The organism is Streptomyces sp. NPDC127190 (genome assembly GCF_042672505.1).
Taxonomy (GTDB): domain Bacteria; phylum Actinomycetota; class Actinomycetes; order Streptomycetales; family Streptomycetaceae; genus Streptomyces.
On record NZ_JBHXVE010000019.1, the window covers coordinates 102,793 to 119,144 of the forward strand.

The following is a 16,352-nucleotide window of genomic DNA, read 5'->3' on the forward strand; positions in this document are numbered from 1 at the left end:
CCCCGCCCGGCCCCCCGGCCCTCGACCCGCCTGTCCGCGCCCGACACCCGCGCCGGAGCGCGCGGCGCGGCGCACGCCCCGGCCCCCCCCGCGCCGGGGTGGGCCCCCCTCTTCGTCGTGCGTGCGTACGACCGCCTGGCGCTGCGCTGCCTACCGGCCGGCCGCCGACTGGGACGCGGAGTCGCTCGGGGTGGCCGCGGCGCCGGTGCCCGTGGAGGCGCTCGCGCCCGCCGACGGGGTGGCCTTGCCGTTCTTGCCGTTCTTGGCGGGCTTGCCGCTGCCCGACGGGGTGGAGCCCGGGGCTGCGGAGGCGGTCGGCGAGGCGGACGGGATCTGGCTCGGGCCCCACTTGTCGAAGTACTCGGTGGCCGGCACCACATAGGCGCGCAGGCTCACGGCACCGGTCGTGCTGAAGGTGAAGGTGACCTTCTGGGCGTTGCCGTCCGTCACGGACGCGCGGCCGTTCGGGATCTCCGCGGAGGCGTTGCCCTGGCCGCCGAGGATCAGCGAGCCGTGCGCCGGGACGGTCAGGTCCTTGCCCTTGGCCGGGGTCAGCTTGACGGTCTCGTTGCTGCCCGGGATGGCGATCGACTGGAGGGTCTGGTCCTTGGCGCCGGTGTTGAACAGCGTCGCGGAGACCACGGCCGGACCGGTCGACTTCAGGTCGGGCTGGGTGATGACGGTGGCGTTCTGGATCTTGATGTCACCGACGCTGGTCGCCGCGCTGTTCGGCTTGACCTCCAGCGTCTGCGAGTCGTTTCCGGCGCCGCAGGCGGCGAGCGAGGCGATCGAGAAGGCGATGGCGGAGGCGGCGAGGGCGCCGCGTCGAAGGCTGCTGCTCACGGCGGCGGCAACTCCTTGAACGCAGGGGCGGCCTTCCTTATAAAGCCGCCCTAAGTGTCTGTCAGCGGCCTTAGGTTACCGAGCCGTTCCTGAGCGTCCGCACCCGACCCTCCCCCTGGCCCGCGGTTCCCTCCGGCTGGGGGTACGACGTTCCCGTTCTCCCCGTCCTCAGTCCCGGCAGTCACTCCCGTCACAAGTGACTCATCAGTCACTTTGCCGAGCGCTCGTCCGTCATTCACATAACCGCTCGCAAATGTTCCGTGAAGGAATGCGTGACCGCATGATGTCCGCCCGGATCTCCTCCCCGAAATTGATCACCCGATGCGTCCCCGGGACCCCTTCCGGGGCGCGTTGATCAATTTTGGAATCGACTCACATCGGCCGGAGGTCACCGAACGGAGTAGCGGAACTCGCACGCTTGGAACCGGACAAAACGGGATGTTCCGCCACTTGGAACGGGCTCGCGGAGTGTGTAACGTACCCGTTTCGTCCCGCGCGAAGAGCCCCTCCGACCTGCGAATACCCGCTTCCGCAGGCCCCTCGCAGCACGTTCCGGTTACTGTTGTCAAGCCCCGAGATATGCCCTGACCTGCGAAAACGCCATTCAGAAGACGCCGTATCCGTGTTACCCTGGATAGCCACGGAAGGGGTACCTGTCACATGACGTTCAAGGTTGGCGACACCGTGGTCTATCCCCATCACGGGGCCGCGCTGATCGAGGCCATCGAAACTCGCCAGATCAAAGGCGTGGACAAGACCTACTTGGTGCTGAAGGTCGCCCAGGGTGACCTCACGGTGCGTGTGCCAGCGGACAATGCGGAGTTCGTCGGCGTGCGTGATGTGGTCGGTCAGGACGGGCTGGACCGGGTCTTCGAGGTGCTGCGCGCGCCGTACGCGGAGGAGCCCACGAACTGGTCCCGTCGCTACAAGGCAAACCTGGAGAAGCTCGCCTCCGGCGATGTCATCAAGGTCGCCGAGGTCGTGCGCGACCTGTGGCGTCGCGAGCGCGAGCGCGGACTGTCCGCCGGTGAGAAGCGCATGCTCGCCAAGGCACGCCAGATCCTGGTGAGCGAGCTGGCGCTCGCGGAGAACACGAACGAGGACAAGGCCGAGGCCCTGCTCGACGAGGTGCTCGCCTCCTGACGCGCGACGGCAGCGAACCCTCGCTTCCGGCACGCCCAGCACACTGAAATGCCGCGGTGCCCGATGACACTGAACTGTCGCCGGGCGCTGCGGCATCTTCATACCCGCAGTGTCCCCAGTCGGTGAGCCCGCGCCTGTGAGAGCCCCCGATACTTGAGGTGCCGGGCCCGGGCGGATGGCTCGACCAGGGTCACGGAAAGGGTCCGGTCAAGGCGTCGCGCCCGGCACTCCTCAGGCCATACCCACCTAGGTCGAGCACACAAACCTGACAGGAACCGATGTCTGACGAATCGCGCCCCTCGCCCGCGCCGACCCCCGTCGCCGCCGTGATTCCCGCCGCCGGCCGGGGTGTACGCCTCGGTCCGGGCGCCCCCAAGGCGCTCCGCGCGCTGGGCGGCACGCCGATGCTCATCCACGCGGTGCGCGCGCTCGCCGCCTCCCGCCATGTCTCCCTGGTGATCGTCGTGGCCCCGCCGGACGGCGCCGCCGAGGTCAAGTCGCTCCTCGACCTGCATGCGCTGCCCGAGCGGACGGACTTTCTCGTGGTGCCCGGCGGCGAGTCCCGCCAGGAGTCGGTCCGGCTGGGCCTCGACGCCCTGCCCCCCGAGTACGGCATCGTCCTCGTGCACGACGCGGCCCGCCCGCTCGTCCCCGTCGACACCGTCGACGGGGTCATCGAGGCGGTACGCGACGGCGCCCCCGCGGTGGTCCCCGCGCTGCCGCTGGCCGACACGGTGAAGGAGGTCGAGCCCGCGGCCGTGCCCGGCGACCCCGAGCCCGTCCTGTCGACCCCCGCGCGGGCCCGGCTGCGCGCGGTCCAGACGCCCCAGGGCTTCGACCGCGCGACCCTGCTCCGCGCTCACGAGACGGTCACCGAGAACGTCACCGACGACGCGAGCATGGTCGAGCAGCTGGGTCTGACGGTCGTCGCCGTCCCCGGCCACGAGGAGGCCTTCAAGGTCACCCGCCCCCTCGACCTGGTCCTCGCCGAGGCGGTCCTGGCCCGCAGGAGGCTCAACGATGGCTTCTGAGCAGGCCTCCTTTGTGCCGCAGACTTCCCCGCGCCCGCAGGAATCCCCCCTGCCGCAGGCCTTCCCCCTCCCGCAGGTCGGCATCGGCACCGACATCCACGCCTTCGAGGAGGGCCGCGAGCTGTGGTGCGCGGGCCTGAAGTGGGAGGGCGAGGGCACCGGGCTGGCCGGCCACTCCGACGCCGACGTGGTCGCGCACGCCGCCTGCAACGCCCTCTTCTCCGCCGCCGGCCTCGGTGATCTCGGGCAGCACTTCGGCACCGGCCGCCCCGAGTGGTCCGGCGCCTCCGGCGTCACCCTCCTCACCGAGGCCGCCCGGATCGTCCGCGAGGCCGGCTTCACCATCGGCAATGTCGCCGTCCAGGTGATCGGCCCCCGCCCGAAGATCGGCAAGCGCCGGGACGAGGCCCAGAAGATCCTCTCCGAGGCGGCCGGCGCGCCCGTGTCGGTCTCCGGCGCGACCACGGACGGGCTCGGCTTCCCCGGCCGGGAGGAAGGGCTCATGGCGGTGGCGACGGCCCTCGTGGTGCGTACGCATTGAGGGTGTGGGGCCGTATTCACTCAGGGTGTGGCGTCGTACCGACTCAGGGTGGGGCGCCGTACCCGCCAGGGTGATGTCCGGGCGATCCCTGATGCGGGTGGGTCGTGGGCGTGCGAGGGTGAACGGAGAGTCACCCCGCATGTCGGCCGAGTGACCGCCGGCCCCTCGCTCTCCGGAGGTACCCCATGACCGCCGCCCTCTCCGACGACCTCAAGAGCGTGCTCGACGAGAAGGTGTTCATCGTCGTCGGCACCGTCCAGCCCGACGGCAGCCCGCAGATGTCCCCGGTCTGGGTGCAGCGCGACGGCGACCACGTCCTCTTCTCCACCACGGTCGACCGCCGCAAGTACAAGAACCTCCAGCGGGACCCCCGGGTGACCGTGGTCGTCATGAAGCCCGACCAGCCCTACGCGTACGCCGAGATCCGCGGCACCGCCGAGATGACCACCGACGGCGGTCCCGAACTGATCGACACCCTGAGCGAGAAGTACACCGGCAAGAAGTACCGCGAGTTCAACCCCGCCGCCGCGAACGACGCCCAGCGGGTGGTCGTACGGATCACGCCGCGGAAGGTCGTCGGAATGCTGTGAGCGAAGGTCCTCGGAATGCTGTGAGCGAAGGGCGCCGGAATGCTGAGAGCGGCGGCCGGCCGGGACCGGCGGCGGGGCGCGGCGGCAATCCTCGGCAGTCGGCACATGGCACTCGCCCGCGCCCACTACTCTGGAGTCGTGACTATTCGCCTGTACGACACCAGCGCCCGGCAGATCCGTGACTTCACCCCGCTCACGCCGGGTTGTGTCTCGATCTACCTGTGTGGCGCCACCGTGCAGGCGGCACCCCACATCGGGCACATCCGCTCGGGCCTGAACTTCGACATCCTGCGCCGCTGGTTCGCGTACCGCGGCTACGACGTGACGTTCATCCGGAACGTGACGGACATCGACGACAAGATCATCGCGAAGGCCCAGGAACAGGGCCGCCCGTGGTGGTCGATCGGGTACGAGAACGAGCGCGCCTTCAACGACGGCTACACCGTGCTCGGTTGCCTCCCGCCGACCTACGAGCCGCGTGCCACCGGCCATGTGACCGAGATGGTCGAGATGATGCAGAAGCTCATCGACCGCGGCCACGCCTACGCCGCCGACGGCAACGTCTACTTCGACGTGCGGTCCTTCCCGGGCTACCTGGAGCTGTCCCGGCAGGAGCTGGACAACCTGCGCCAGCCGTCCGGCGAGGGCGAGACCGGCAAGCGGGACCCGCGCGACTTCGCCCTGTGGAAGTCCGCCAAGCCGGGCGAGCCGACCTGGCCCACCCCGTGGGGCCCCGGCCGCCCCGGCTGGCACCTGGAGTGCTCGGCGATGGCGCACAAGTACCTCGGCTCCGCCTTCGACATCCACGGCGGCGGCATCGACCTGATCTTCCCGCACCACGAGAACGAGATCGCCCAGGCCAAGGCGTACGGCGACGAGTTCGCCCGGTACTGGCTGCACAACGCCTGGGTGACCATCGCCGGCGACAAGATGTCCAAGTCGCTCGGCAACAGCGTGCTGGTCTCCGAGATGGTCAAGCGGTGGCGCCCGATCGTGCTGCGCTACTACCTCGGCACCCCGCACTACCGCTCGATGATCGAGTACAGCGAGGAGTCGCTGCGCGAGGCCGAGGCCGCGTTCGGCCGGATCGAGGGCTTCCTCCAGCGCGTCACCGAGCTGGCCGGGAAGACCGTCGAGCCGGCGGCCGAGGTCCCGCCCGCCTTCGCCGAGGCGATGGACGACGACCTGGGCGTCCCGCAGGCCCTCGCCGTCGTGCACACCACGGTCCGGCAGGGCAACGCCGCGCTGGCCGCCGACGACAAGGAAGCCGCCGTCGCCCGCATGGCCGAGGTGCGGGCCATGCTCGCCGTCCTCGGCCTGGACCCGCTGGACGAGCAGTGGGCCGGGGAGGCGGAGCAGAGCGAGGACCTGCACGGCGTGGTCGACAGCCTGGTCCGGCTCGTCCTGGAGCAGCGCGAGTCCGCCCGGGCCCGCAAGGACTGGGCGACCGCCGACGCCATCCGCGACCAGCTCGGTCAGGCCGGCCTGGTCATCGAGGACAGCCCGCAGGGGCCGCGCTGGACCCTCGGGTCCCGCTGACTCCGCCCCCGATCAGAAGATCGATTGTGCCGCCCGGCCCTCCGGGCGGCACACTGCATAGACGTACGCACACACTTCCGTAGAGAACAGGTAGGTCATGGCCACCAACAACCGCCGCATGTCCGGCAAGAAGGGCGCGCAGGTCGGCAGCGGCGGCCAGCGGCGCAAGGGCCTGGAGGGCAAGGGCCCCACCCCGCCCGCCGAGATGCGCAAGGGCCACAAGAAGAACCGCATCGCCAACGCCAAGGCCAAGCAGACGGTACGGCGCCCCGCGCCCCGCGGCCGCGGCGGCAAGTCCGCCTCCGAGCTGGTCGTCGGCCGTAACCCGGTGGTCGAGGCGCTGCGCGAGGGGGTGCCCGCCTCCACCCTCTACGTCCAGCAGTTCATCGACAACGACGAGCGGGTCCGCGAGGCCCTCCAGCTGGCCGCCGAGCGCGGCGGCATCAACCTCATGGAGGCCCCGCGTCCCGAGCTGGACCGGATGACGAACGGCCTCAACCACCAGGGCCTGGTCCTCCAGGTCCCGCCGTACGAGTACGCGCACCCCGAGGACCTGCTCGACGCGGCGGCCGACGAGGGCGCGGACCCGCTGGTCGTCGCCCTCGACGGGGTCACCGACCCGCGCAACCTCGGCGCCGTCGTCCGTTCGGTCTCCGCCTTCGGCGGGCACGGCGTGGTCGTGCCCGAGCGCCGTTCGGCCGGGATGACCGCCGGCGCCTGGAAGACCTCCGCCGGTACGGCCGCCCGCACGCCGGTCGCCCGCGCCACCAACCTCACCCGGGCGCTGGAGGCGTACAAGAAGGCCGGTCTCACGGTCGTCGGCCTGGCGGCGGACGGCGAGGCCGAACTCGGCGAGCTGGACGCGCTCCAGGGCCCGGTCGTCATCGTGGTCGGCAGCGAGGGCAAGGGCCTGTCCCGGCTGGTCGGCGAGACCTGCGACATCCGGGTCCGCATCCCGATGCCGGGCGGCGCCGAGTCGCTGAACGCCGGTGTGGCCGCGGGCATCGTGCTGTACGAAGCGGCGCGCAGGCGGAGCTGAACACCTGTCCGGAATTTCACCCGTGCGGGGTAATTCCGGTGTCCATGGGGTGTTCGACGGTGCTTTGACGGGGTCCGGACACATCCGGGCGGTCAAAGCAGTGTCCTAACTCCACGTCACTCGGTTAGATGAGTGTGGACACCAGAACACCCCGCACACCCACGGGGGACCGCTCCTCGGGATTCCGCTCCGGATTCGCTTCCGGGCCCGATGACGCTCCCGCGCTGAGCATGGTGAAGGTGCCGAGCGATCCGGCGCAGATCATCGTCAATCACGCCAGCTTCCGCGTGCAGCTGGGCGGATCGGCGAAGCGGCCCCAATCCCCGCGGATCGCCCGGCATCTGAGCGCCGCCCAGAACACCGCCCGGACGCCCGTCGCCGGTACGGCGGGCGTGGCGGGCGCCGGCGGCCGCCGCCGTCCCGTCGTGTGGAGCGGCAAGTCCGCCCCGGACGACACCGGCGCGCACCGGCTCCTCCAGGCGGTGCGGGGCAGCAGCGTCCGCCACGCCGAGGACGCCGAGCCGGGCGCCACCCAGGTCATCCCGCGCGTCCCGGCCGGGTACGCCGACACCTACGACGCGCTCGACCAGACCGTCGAGACCCCCGTCGTAGGCCACCAGCGCACCCCCGCCGAGGCCGAGGGCACCCGCCTGCTGCCGCACATGCGCACGGTGACCAGCGCCTACGACGACCCCGCGGGCGCAGGCACGGACGCCGCGGACGCCGGCTACGCGGACGACGGGTACGCGGACGCCGGCTACGCGGACGCCGGCTACGCGGACGCCGGATACGACGACTACGCCGACCCGCGTCCCCTCCGCCGCCAGGGCGACGACCCGGCCCGGCACGCGTACTACCCCGGCCGCCGGATGAACCTCGGCGTCGTCCTGCTCCCGCTGCGCATCTTCCTCGGCTTCATCTCCATCTACGCCGGCATGGGCAAGCTGTGCGACCCCGTCTACTTCGACGGCGGCAAGCGCGGCTCCATGGTCAAGTGGCTCAACACCCTGCACCCCTGGGACGTCGCCGAACCGCTGCGCCAGACCGCCCTGCACCACCCGGTCGGCGTCGGACTGCTCATCGCCTTCCTCCAGGTGGTGGTCGGCGTCCTGACCGTCCTCGGCTGCTGGCAGCGGGTGGCCGCGGTCGTCGGCGCCCTGCTCTCCGCCGCGCTGATCGTGACGGTCAGCTGGAAGACGGTCCCCGCGTACGACGCCCCCGACATCATCTACATGGCCGCCTGGTCCCCGCTGATCATCGCCGGTGCCCCGGTCTACTCGGTGGACGGCCGGCTCGCGGCGGGCGCCTGGCGCCGGCTCGGCCCGCGCGCCGACATCTGGGAGCTGCGCCGCTTCGTGCTGCGCCGCGGCGCCCTCATCACCGCCATCACCGTCGGCCTCACCCTGCTGGTCGGCTCGCTGCTCGGCGGCGCCGTCCGCGACTCCAGCCGTGTCGTGGTCCCCGGCCCCGGCGAGGCCCCCCGCAACAACCTCCCCGGCTCCCCGCTCCCGCAGCGGCCCGGCCAGCGGCACAGCAAGGCCCCGACGGCCACCCCCACGGTCGGCGCCACGGCGGGCGCCAGCCCCTCCGGCGCGGCGACGACCCCGGGCGCGACGCACACCACGGGCGGTACGACCATCACGCCCAGCCAGACCCAGGGCACCACCGGCCAGATCCCGCCCCGCCGGTCCGCCCCGACCGGCGGCGCCCCGGCGGCCACCACGGCGGGCCCGACCTCCACGGGCGGCACCAGCACCACCGGCTCGACCACAGGCGGCCCCTCCGGCGGCGCCTCCTCGTCCGGCCAACCCGGCCTGGTAGGCGGCCTCCTGGGCTAACCCCACCCCACCCAAAGGGCCCCCGCACCACTTCAGGTACGGGGGCCCTTTCAACGCCCGGGACTGCGCGCCCGGCCCCCGGGCGGCCACTCCCGGGGTGGCAGGCTTCTTGGCGCCCCGGGCGATATGGCGACGGGTGGGCGCACGTCGGCGGCCGGCCACCGGGCCCCGGGCCGCAGCGGCGCCCCCGGCGGCGGTACGGCGGGCAGCGCGCGGGGCCGCGCTCCGGCCCCGTGGGGCTACCGCCCGAGGCGGCCGACTCCTGCCCACCCGACGGCACCCGGCCACACAGGTGGCGACAGCACCAGAGGTACGACGCCGGGTGCCCCGCGCCACCGGCCCGGGCCGCAGTCCAGGGCGGCCGATGGCGGCAGGGGGCCGCCCTTCCAGCGACGGGGACCGTGTGCCCCGGGGCCGGCGAGCCCGGCGATTCCGACACTGCGCGGCTACCGCCGGGGCGGCAGGCTCCTTGGCCCGGGCGGCGCCCCCGGTGGCGGTACCGGGAGGGGGCTTTCAGCGCGCGGGGCCGTGCTCCTGGGGAGCGCGGCCCCGGGGATTCCCGCGCCGGGCGGTCACCGCCCAAGCGCGGCCGGCTCCGCAGAGGCCCCCGGGGCAGGGGGGCCTGGGCGATGTGTGTGGGGGAGTGGTGGGGCGTAGGGGGGGGGCTAGCGGCCCAGGGAGGCCAGTTCCTTTGCCGCTTCCGACAGGTCCTTCGCCGTGTCGATGGCGCGCCAGTAGGAGCCCTGGGGGATGGTGAAGCCGGCCAGTTTCAGCTCTCGGGCCAGGCCGGGGAAGGTGGTCCGTTCGTGGTCGCCCCGCTCGGGCAGCAGACCGGCGAACGCGGCGGAGAAGACGTACACGCCCGCGTTGATCTCGAACGTCGACTGCGGGGCCTCGATGAAGTCGGTGATGCGACCGAACCCGTCGGTCTGCACCGCCCCCCACGGAATCCGCGGACGCGCCAGCGCGAGCGTCGCGACGGCGTCCCGCTCGGTGTGGAAGTCGGCCATGTCCCGCAGCGAGAAGCGGGTCCAGATGTCGCCGTTGGTGGCGTACCACGGCCGGTCGGGGTGCGGCAGATGCGCCGCGGCGTACTTGAGACCGCCGCCGCGGCCGAGCGGCTCCGTCTCCACGACCGTGCGGACGGAGAGGGGAAGGTCGGCCGAGTCCAGCCATTTCTGGAGGACGTCGGCGAGGTGGCCGCAGGAGACCACCACGTCCGTCACGCCTTCCTCGGCGAGCCAGGCGAGCTGGTGCCCGATGATCGGAGTGCCCGTGCCGGGGATCTCGACCATCGGCTTGGGCCGGTCGTCGGTGTACGGACGCAGCCGGGAGCCCTGGCCCCCGGCCAGGATCACGGCTTGGGTGGGGCGCGACGCGGCGTTCGGATGGGTCATGACCGCACTGTACGTCGCGCCCCGCTCGGCCCGGCCGGTGGCGGCGCCTCCTTAAGAAGCCGTTAACCGACTTCCCAACCGGGTCTTGGCCGGGGCCCTCAGCTGTGCGCGGCGAGCACGCCGGAGGCGAAGGCGGTGTCGCACACCGGGCGGGCGTACGACTGGGCGCGGGTGGCGCCGTAGATGTGCACGGCGGCCCGGCCGAGGGCGCGGGCGATGGTGGAGCAGTGCCGGGCCAGCGCGGGGTGCCCGTTGACGGCCTGCTGGAGGTGGGTCAGCACGACCCCCGGGTTCTCGTCCTGGAGCTCGTCCATCAGCTTGTCGCGGAGGACGTCCTCGGGGGCGCGGGAGACCGGCCCGGAGTGCACCTCCGTCGGGGGGACCTCCGCCGAGGAGACGTCGGTGGCGGTGAGCACCGAGCTGGCGGGGCTTCCCGTCCAGTTGACCCGGGTGACCGCGAGGGTCCCGGAGAGCACCAGGACGACGGGCAGGACGAGGGCGAGGGTGCGGCCGACCCGGCGGGCAGGGCCCCGGTGGCTGCGTCGCGTCTGTGAGGTGGTGGAGTGCTTCACGCGTGTGAGGGTAGCGCCCGGTAATGATTTGGCGACATTTAGTCACCCCTTCGGGGGAAGAACTCGCGCCTCTTTCTGGGTAAGGGGTTGACGCGGCCCGCCCGAAATGATCGCTGTGCCGGGGTATATCTCCGCGCCGAGGCGCACGAAAGGGGCCCCGCGGTGCTCCGCGGGGCCCCTTGTCGTCAACTTCGTGCGAAACCGCTGGTCAGTCGGAGAGTCGCTCGCCCGTGGACGTCGAGAACACGTGGATCTCACCCGGCCGCGGTACGACGTGCAGCGTGGCGCCCTTCTCCGGCACCTGGCGGCCGTTGACACGGACGACCAGGTCCTTGACCTCGCCGCCGACCTCGGCGGTGCCGTAGACGTAACCGTCGGCGCCCAGCTCCTCGACCACGTTCACCGAGACGGCGAGACCCGCCGGGGCGTCCGCGCTGTCCTTGGAGAGGGACGCGGCCGTGCCGCCGTCCAGCTCGACCACGTCGAAGTGCTCGGGGCGGACGCCGACCGTGACGGTGCGGTCGCCCTTGTCCGCGGCGGCCGACAGGGCCTCCCGGCTGACCGGCACCACGCTGTTGCCGAACTTCACGCCGCCGTCGGTGATCGGCACCTCGACCAGGTTCATGGCCGGGGAGCCGATGAAGCCGGCGACGAAGAGGTTGGCCGGGCGGTCGTACATGTTGCGCGGCGAGTCGACCTGCTGGAGCAGACCGTCCTTCAGCACGGCCACCCGGTCGCCCATCGTCATGGCCTCGACCTGGTCGTGGGTGACGTAGACGGTGGTGATGCCGAGCCGGCGCTGGAGGGACGCGATCTGCGTACGGGTGGAGACGCGGAGCTTGGCGTCCAGGTTGGACAGCGGCTCGTCCATGAGGAAGACCTGCGGCTCGCGGACGATCGCGCGGCCCATGGCGACACGCTGGCGCTGACCACCGGAGAGGGCCTTCGGCTTGCGGTCCAGGTACTCGGTGAGGTCGAGGATCTTCGCGGCCTCCTCGACCTTCTGCCGGATCTCCGCCTTGTTGACGCCGGCGATCTTGAGCGCGAAGCCCATGTTGTCGGCGACCGTCATGTGCGGGTACAGGGCGTAGTTCTGGAACACCATGGCGATGTCCCGGTCCTTGGGCGGCAGGTGCGTGACGTCGCGGTCGCCGATGCGGATGGCGCCGCCGTTGACGTCCTCGAGCCCCGCGAGCATCCGGAGCGAGGTGGACTTGCCGCAGCCCGACGGGCCGACCAGGACGAGGAACTCGCCGTCCTCGATCGCGATGTCGAGACCGTCGACGGCGGGCTTGGTGGAACCCGGGTAGATCCGGGTCGCCTTGTCGAACGTGACAGTGGCCATGGTGAATGGGCCCCCTTCTACCGGCAGGAACGTGCCGGACGATCCGTTGTAGGAAGGTGGTTGGTGTAGTCCACGCGAGTGAACCGGTCAGGACGCTACCTGGGGTTCACGCGCTCTGTCATTACCCCGTCCCCTGTGAACTTCGCGGAAATTTTCGACAGGGCGGCCATGTGACGTGGGTACACTGCACAGGCACACACCCCCAGGGTGTGCACGCCTCCTTAGCTCAGCTGGTCAGAGCGCCGCTCTTGTAAAGCGAAGGTCGTCGGTTCGAATCCGACAGGGGGCTCTGACGCTGAACAGCGAGAACGCCCCGGCCGGAGATCGGTCCGGGGCGTTTCGACATCCACAGGTGACATCAACCGTGGCGGTCACTCACGGTCGACACGGCGCCTGAGCAAGCGATCCATGTGGCTGATGGCCTCGCGCTGCGTCTCCGAGGTCACGTGCGTGTAGACGTCCATGGTGATGCTGATCTGGCTGTGCCCGAGGATCTCCATCACGACGCGGGGCGCGACACCGGCCGCGGTGAGGAGCGTGGCGCAGCCGTGCCGGGCGTCGTGCAGACGGATGCGCCGAACGCCGGCGGCGTCGGTGATGCGGAAGAACGACCGGTTGACGTTCTGCGGGTCGATCGGACGGCCGTTGCGGGTCGTGAAGACGTACGAGGACGGGGACAGCTCCGCACCCTTGAGCCGAGCAGCCTCGATCTGCCGCATCCGGTGCCAGCGAAGCGCCGCCAGACAGATCAGCGGGAGGGGCACGGGACGCGCCCGGCCGCTCTTGGTGCTGTCCTCGTACAGCTCCCCGCCGACGCGCTGCACCTGCTTGCTGACCCGCAGCACGCGATGGTCGAGGTCCACGTCCGACCAGCGGAGCCCGAGGATCTCGCCTCGCCGCAGGCCCATGGAGACCGCCAGGACGAAGGCGGCGTACAACGGATCGCGGCGGGCGTGCTCCAGGAACGTCAGCGTCTCTTCGAGGGTCCATGGGGTCAGCTCGCGGCGGGGCACCTTCGGGGCCTCCACGAGTGAGGCGGCGTTCCGCACCACCAGCTCCTCACGGCAGGCCGCGGTGAGGGCGGTCCGCAGCACGCGGTGCGCCTCTTTGGCTGTAGCCGGGGATGCCCGGCGAGACACCTCGGCGACGAACGTCCGCACATGGCGGGGACCCAGCGCCTCCAGGCTCTTGGAGCCGAGCAGCGGCACGAGGTAGAGGCGCACGTGCATCGCGTACTTGCTGTACGTCGTCCGCTTCCGGTTGGGCTTGATGAAGTGCTCCAGCCAGTACGGCAGCCACTCCGAGAGCTTGGCCGACTTGGTGGGCACGGGCACGCCCTGGTCCACCTTGTCGAGCAGTGCCCGGCGCTTGGCGTCGCATTCCGCCCAGTCCTTGCCGTAGGCGAACTTGCGGGCGCGGGTGCCGTCCGGCTGGAGCACGTAGACCGCGCACTGGAACCGGCCGTCCTTGCGCTTGGTGATGGTGCCGGCGCCGTTGGGATTGCGCTTGCGTTGCTGGGCCATCAGGCGGCCGCCTCCAGTTCGGTGGTGATGTATTCGCGGACCGCCCGTGCCGGGATACGGCGGCACCGGCCGATGGTGATCGAGGGAAGACGCCGGGAGCGGATGAGGTCATAGACCGTGGAGCGGCCGAGCTTGAGACGCGTCATGACGTCCGGGACCGTCAGCAGCTCGTCGTCACGCATGGGTGGGTTCTCCTTCCGTTCCGGGAGCGGGTTCGAGGGAGGCAGCGAGCCAGGCTTCGGCGGGGCTGAGGCCGGTTCCGGCGAAGACCCAGTGGGCGAGGACGTACGTCGTGTCGGTCTCCGGGCCGTTGGTCGCTGCGGCTTGTGCTCGGCGCCATTGGGCGCGGGCGTCGCGGAGGGTGCCGAGGGTGGTGGAGTAGCGGCGGGACTTGGTGGAGAAGTGGCCGCGGAAGCCGAGCATGTGGGCCCAGGCGCGCAGGCGGAGGTGTTCCAGGTCCTTGCGGGCGCCGGGGGTCCAAGCGGTGCGGATGAGTCGGCGGGCGTGGTCGCTGAGGTCGAGCTGGGCGAGTTCGGCGGCGAACTTCAACGGGCGGTCGAGGGCTCCCGTCGCGGTCTCGGCTCCTTTGGTGGCGTACTTGGCGATGTACGCGGCTACGGCCCGCTCGGTCAGCTCCTGGCCGTCGCTCAGGTCGGCGGAGCGGATCGTACGGATGTCGAGCTGGCGGCCGAAGGCGAAGGTGTGGGCGCGGCCGTCGAGGAGGGGGCCGTCGACGCGGGCCTTGCCGACGGCGGCCTCGATGGCGTCGGTGAGGAGTTCTGCTGTCGCCCAGGGCGGGGGCGGGGTGTGTCCGCCGCCGGGGCCGTCGAGGCGGATGACCGCGTGAAAGTGGACGGCTCCGCGCTTCTGGTACTCGGCGACCTTGGCGAAGGAGACCCGGGCATGGTCGCGGAACCGGCGCTGGGACAGGCCGGCGCGCTTGGCTATCTCCCGGCGGAGGTAGGTGGAGAAGCGCCGCCAGAGCTGACCGGCGTGGGCGTTCCAGAGGACGGCGGCTTCGTAGTCGTAGGTGGCCGGGGAGAGCGGGGTGCCGAGGAGGTCGTCCTCCTGGGCGTGGTGGGCGCCGCAGCGGCAGGGGCGGCCGTCGGTGCGGCGGTTATGGACCGAACCGAAGCCGGGGGCGGTGAAGGTGGCGAAGACACGGGGGTGGGCGGCGACCTGTTCGGGGATGCCCTTGCCGCCGCGCAGTCCGGCGGTGATCAGGTGGAAGGTGTCGCGGCGGTAGGTCTCGGCGCAGGCCGGGCAGCGGGTGGTGCGGCGGTTGTTGCAGCGGACGAGGAGTTGACCGGCGGGGAGGGTGGCCGAGTCCAGGTGGTGCAGGACGCGGCCGATCTCGCCCGTGGTGGTGTCGAGGTCGTACTCCGTGCGGTGGCCGTCGAGGCGGATCGGGTTGGTGCAGCCGCCGAGCCCGGACAACTGCTGGACCATGCCGGGCAGGGTGCCGTGTTCGGCCAGCCTCGCGAGTTCCGGGAGCGGGGGCGGGGTGGTGCGGGTGAAGATGGCGGTCTCCTTCTGGCTGGATCGGTCAGGAGGGAGGGGCCCGGGGCGGCCGGATGCTTGGCGGTGTCGTGGCCGCCCCGGGTGCCGGGCGCTGTGCGTCAGCGGCGGTAGTGGTCGCGGAGCAGCGAGCGCAGGACCACGGCGGCGACGGCCACCGAGATGGCCGTGACGGCGACGGCGGCCAGCAGCGCGGTCAGGACGACTCCGCCGACGAGCACGGCCAGGACCGTCCGCTGGTCGAGGGGGATCGACGGGAGGGAGCGCCGGGTCGGCGCCGGGTGGGTCGGGGCGTGGGCGTAGGTGGGCGGAGGGGTGGGGTTGTCCGGGTATTTGGGCAGGAACACGGTTGGCACCTCCTTATCTACTCGTCTAGTCATGTGAGCCGTTTACGACGTCCACGCCGGACCGCGTACCGGACTCGATGGCGGGAGCCAGGAAGGTGTGCGAGAGCCAGAAGCCGAAGAGGGCGATCAGGACGACGATCCAGGGGCGTACGCCGAGGAACTTGATCGCTCCCCAGGCGAAGAAGCCGAGGACGACGACGAGCGGCAGACTGACGGTCACGGTGGTCGGAGTCCTTTCAGCGGACGGGGCAGCGGTGGGTGCGGGCGGCCAGTTCGGCGGCGGCGCGGCTGTCGTAGTCGGCGGAGAAGCCGCAGCGCGGGGCGGTACAGGCGGCGGTGTGCTTCTCGCGGCCCCGGTGGTCGTAGGCGGTGCCGACCTGGACGGGGCCGATCCGGGTGACGTTGCGGAAGTTGTGGTTGCTGGCCATGGGTCTCCTCTCAGAGGTGGGTGGCGATGGCTTCGGCCATGGGAGCCGGGACGCCGAGACGGGCGCGAAGAGTCGGGGTGTCGATCGGGGCGCCGGTGCGGGCGTGGTGTTCGGCGGCGACCTTGCGGGCGTGGGCGACCAAGGCGGATGGGACGGGCGCGAGCGGGGGTTGCGGTGGCATCTCGGTGGTGGGTTGGGCAGGCGGGTCGGGTGTGGGTTCGGGGTCGTACTCCTGGTCGTCGGTGACCTTGCTGTCCGGGGCGGTGTCGGGCGTCGAGTGGGCGAGGAGCGTTCCGCCGAGGAAGGCGAGGGCGGGCCATCCGGCGACGAGGATGCGCAGCCAGGCGGGGACGTCGCCCAGGTCCAGGAGGCCGGCGGTGGCGACGTTGGCACCCAGGGATGCGGCGAGTGCGATGACGAACCAGGACCAGGCCGCCGCTCTGGTCGTACCGGAGCGCAGTCGGCGCCAGGCGGCGACGAGCAGCAGGTCGACGGAGACGGGGTAGGCCCATGCCTTCCAGCCGTCCTGTCCGGCCGCCACGGCGACGTCGTGGAGGTGGGCGAAGGACAGCGCGGCGGCGATGAGCGCCTGGACGAGCACCGCGTCGATACGGGCCGGGCGAGCGCGCATGTGCGGCTCCTTCCGGGGTCGGGCGGG

18 protein-coding genes and 1 tRNA gene are annotated in these 16,352 nt (G+C 71.6%); 8 read left to right on the forward strand and 11 right to left on the reverse strand.

What is annotated here, in order from left to right:
• Nucleotides 1-150: 150 nt before the first annotated feature.
• Nucleotides 151-843, reverse strand: coding sequence for a DUF461 domain-containing protein (locus tag ACFVIU_RS26865; RefSeq protein WP_385845588.1), 693 nt, complete (start codon nt 841-843; stop codon nt 151-153).
• 660 nt (nt 844-1,503) lie between these two features.
• Here ACFVIU_RS26865 and ACFVIU_RS26870 point away from each other — a divergent pair.
• The 7 genes from ACFVIU_RS26870 to ACFVIU_RS26900 all read left to right on the forward strand — a co-directional run bounded on the left by ACFVIU_RS26870 (nt 1,504) and on the right by ACFVIU_RS26900 (nt 8,564).
• A complete protein-coding gene (locus ACFVIU_RS26870; protein WP_003953493.1) occupies nt 1,504-1,986 on the forward strand; it encodes a CarD family transcriptional regulator in 483 nt (160 codons plus the stop codon).
• Nucleotides 1,987-2,264: 278 nt separating this feature from the next.
• Nucleotides 2,265-3,017, forward strand: a complete 753-nt coding sequence (ispD, locus tag ACFVIU_RS26875; RefSeq protein WP_385845590.1) for a 2-C-methyl-D-erythritol 4-phosphate cytidylyltransferase — start codon at nt 2,265-2,267, stop codon at nt 3,015-3,017.
• Entirely contained in the window at nt 3,007-3,558 is a 552-nt protein-coding gene (gene ispF, locus ACFVIU_RS26880; RefSeq protein WP_385845591.1) for a 2-C-methyl-D-erythritol 2,4-cyclodiphosphate synthase, read from the forward strand. Before ispD ends, ispF begins: the two co-directional genes overlap by 11 nt.
• 185 nt (nt 3,559-3,743) lie before the next feature.
• Entirely contained in the window at nt 3,744-4,148 is a 405-nt protein-coding gene (locus ACFVIU_RS26885) for a PPOX class F420-dependent oxidoreductase (RefSeq protein WP_385845593.1), read from the forward strand.
• A 138-nt stretch (nt 4,149-4,286) separates the two neighbouring features.
• Nucleotides 4,287-5,687, forward strand: a complete 1,401-nt coding sequence (gene cysS, locus ACFVIU_RS26890) for a cysteine--tRNA ligase (RefSeq protein ID WP_385845595.1) — start codon at nt 4,287-4,289, stop codon at nt 5,685-5,687.
• A 97-nt stretch (nt 5,688-5,784) separates the two neighbouring features.
• On the forward strand, nt 5,785-6,726 hold the full coding sequence (gene rlmB, locus ACFVIU_RS26895) for a 23S rRNA (guanosine(2251)-2'-O)-methyltransferase RlmB (RefSeq protein WP_385845596.1): 942 nt from the start codon (nt 5,785-5,787) through the stop codon (nt 6,724-6,726).
• 128 nt (nt 6,727-6,854) lie between these two features.
• The gene (locus ACFVIU_RS26900) at nt 6,855-8,564 is read left to right on the forward strand and encodes a DoxX family membrane protein (RefSeq protein WP_385845597.1); all 1,710 of its coding nucleotides are present in this window, start codon (nt 6,855-6,857) and stop codon (nt 8,562-8,564) included.
• A 665-nt stretch (nt 8,565-9,229) separates the two neighbouring features.
• Here ACFVIU_RS26900 and ACFVIU_RS26905 read toward each other — a convergent pair.
• The 3 genes from ACFVIU_RS26905 to ACFVIU_RS26915 form a co-directional block, all read right to left on the reverse strand.
• Nucleotides 9,230-9,961, reverse strand: a complete 732-nt coding sequence (locus ACFVIU_RS26905; protein WP_385845598.1) for an NDP-sugar synthase — start codon at nt 9,959-9,961, stop codon at nt 9,230-9,232.
• Nucleotides 9,962-10,059: 98 nt separating this feature from the next.
• Nucleotides 10,060-10,533 carry a hypothetical protein gene (locus ACFVIU_RS26910; RefSeq protein WP_385845600.1) on the reverse strand — a complete coding sequence of 158 codons (474 nt, stop codon included), beginning with the start codon at nt 10,531-10,533 and terminating at the stop codon, nt 10,060-10,062.
• 208 nt (nt 10,534-10,741) lie between these two features.
• The gene (locus tag ACFVIU_RS26915; RefSeq protein WP_385845601.1) at nt 10,742-11,878 is read right to left on the reverse strand and encodes an ABC transporter ATP-binding protein; all 1,137 of its coding nucleotides are present in this window, start codon (nt 11,876-11,878) and stop codon (nt 10,742-10,744) included.
• 215 nt (nt 11,879-12,093) lie between these two features.
• Between ACFVIU_RS26915 and ACFVIU_RS26920 the strand changes: the two genes are divergently transcribed.
• Nucleotides 12,094-12,167: transfer RNA gene (locus ACFVIU_RS26920), tRNA-Thr, on the forward strand.
• An 82-nt stretch (nt 12,168-12,249) separates the two neighbouring features.
• Here ACFVIU_RS26920 and ACFVIU_RS26925 read toward each other — a convergent pair.
• From ACFVIU_RS26925 to ACFVIU_RS26955, 7 genes are all read right to left on the reverse strand, one after another.
• Nucleotides 12,250-13,401, reverse strand: a complete 1,152-nt coding sequence (locus ACFVIU_RS26925; protein WP_385845603.1) for a tyrosine-type recombinase/integrase — start codon at nt 13,399-13,401, stop codon at nt 12,250-12,252.
• Nucleotides 13,401-13,583, reverse strand: coding sequence for a helix-turn-helix domain-containing protein (locus tag ACFVIU_RS26930; protein WP_385845604.1), 183 nt, complete (start codon nt 13,581-13,583; stop codon nt 13,401-13,403). The genes ACFVIU_RS26925 and ACFVIU_RS26930 overlap by 1 nt, the downstream gene beginning before the upstream one ends.
• The gene (locus ACFVIU_RS26935) at nt 13,576-14,850 is read right to left on the reverse strand and encodes a replication initiator (protein WP_385845606.1); all 1,275 of its coding nucleotides are present in this window, start codon (nt 14,848-14,850) and stop codon (nt 13,576-13,578) included. The genes ACFVIU_RS26930 and ACFVIU_RS26935 overlap by 8 nt, the downstream gene beginning before the upstream one ends.
• A 170-nt stretch (nt 14,851-15,020) precedes the next feature.
• Nucleotides 15,021-15,266, reverse strand: coding sequence for a SpdD protein (locus tag ACFVIU_RS26940; RefSeq protein WP_385845607.1), 246 nt, complete (start codon nt 15,264-15,266; stop codon nt 15,021-15,023).
• Nucleotides 15,267-15,291: 25 nt separating this feature from the next.
• Nucleotides 15,292-15,486: a hypothetical protein gene (locus ACFVIU_RS26945; protein ID WP_385845609.1), complete on the reverse strand. Its 195-nt coding sequence runs from the start codon at nt 15,484-15,486 to the stop codon at nt 15,292-15,294.
• A 16-nt stretch (nt 15,487-15,502) separates the two neighbouring features.
• Complete coding sequence (locus ACFVIU_RS26950; RefSeq protein WP_385845610.1) at nt 15,503-15,694, reverse strand: mobile element transfer protein; 192 nt, start codon at nt 15,692-15,694, stop codon at nt 15,503-15,505.
• Nucleotides 15,695-15,704: 10 nt separating this feature from the next.
• Nucleotides 15,705-16,325 carry a DUF2637 domain-containing protein gene (locus ACFVIU_RS26955; protein WP_385845611.1) on the reverse strand — a complete coding sequence of 207 codons (621 nt, stop codon included), beginning with the start codon at nt 16,323-16,325 and terminating at the stop codon, nt 15,705-15,707.
• Nucleotides 16,326-16,352: the final 27 nt, after the last annotated feature.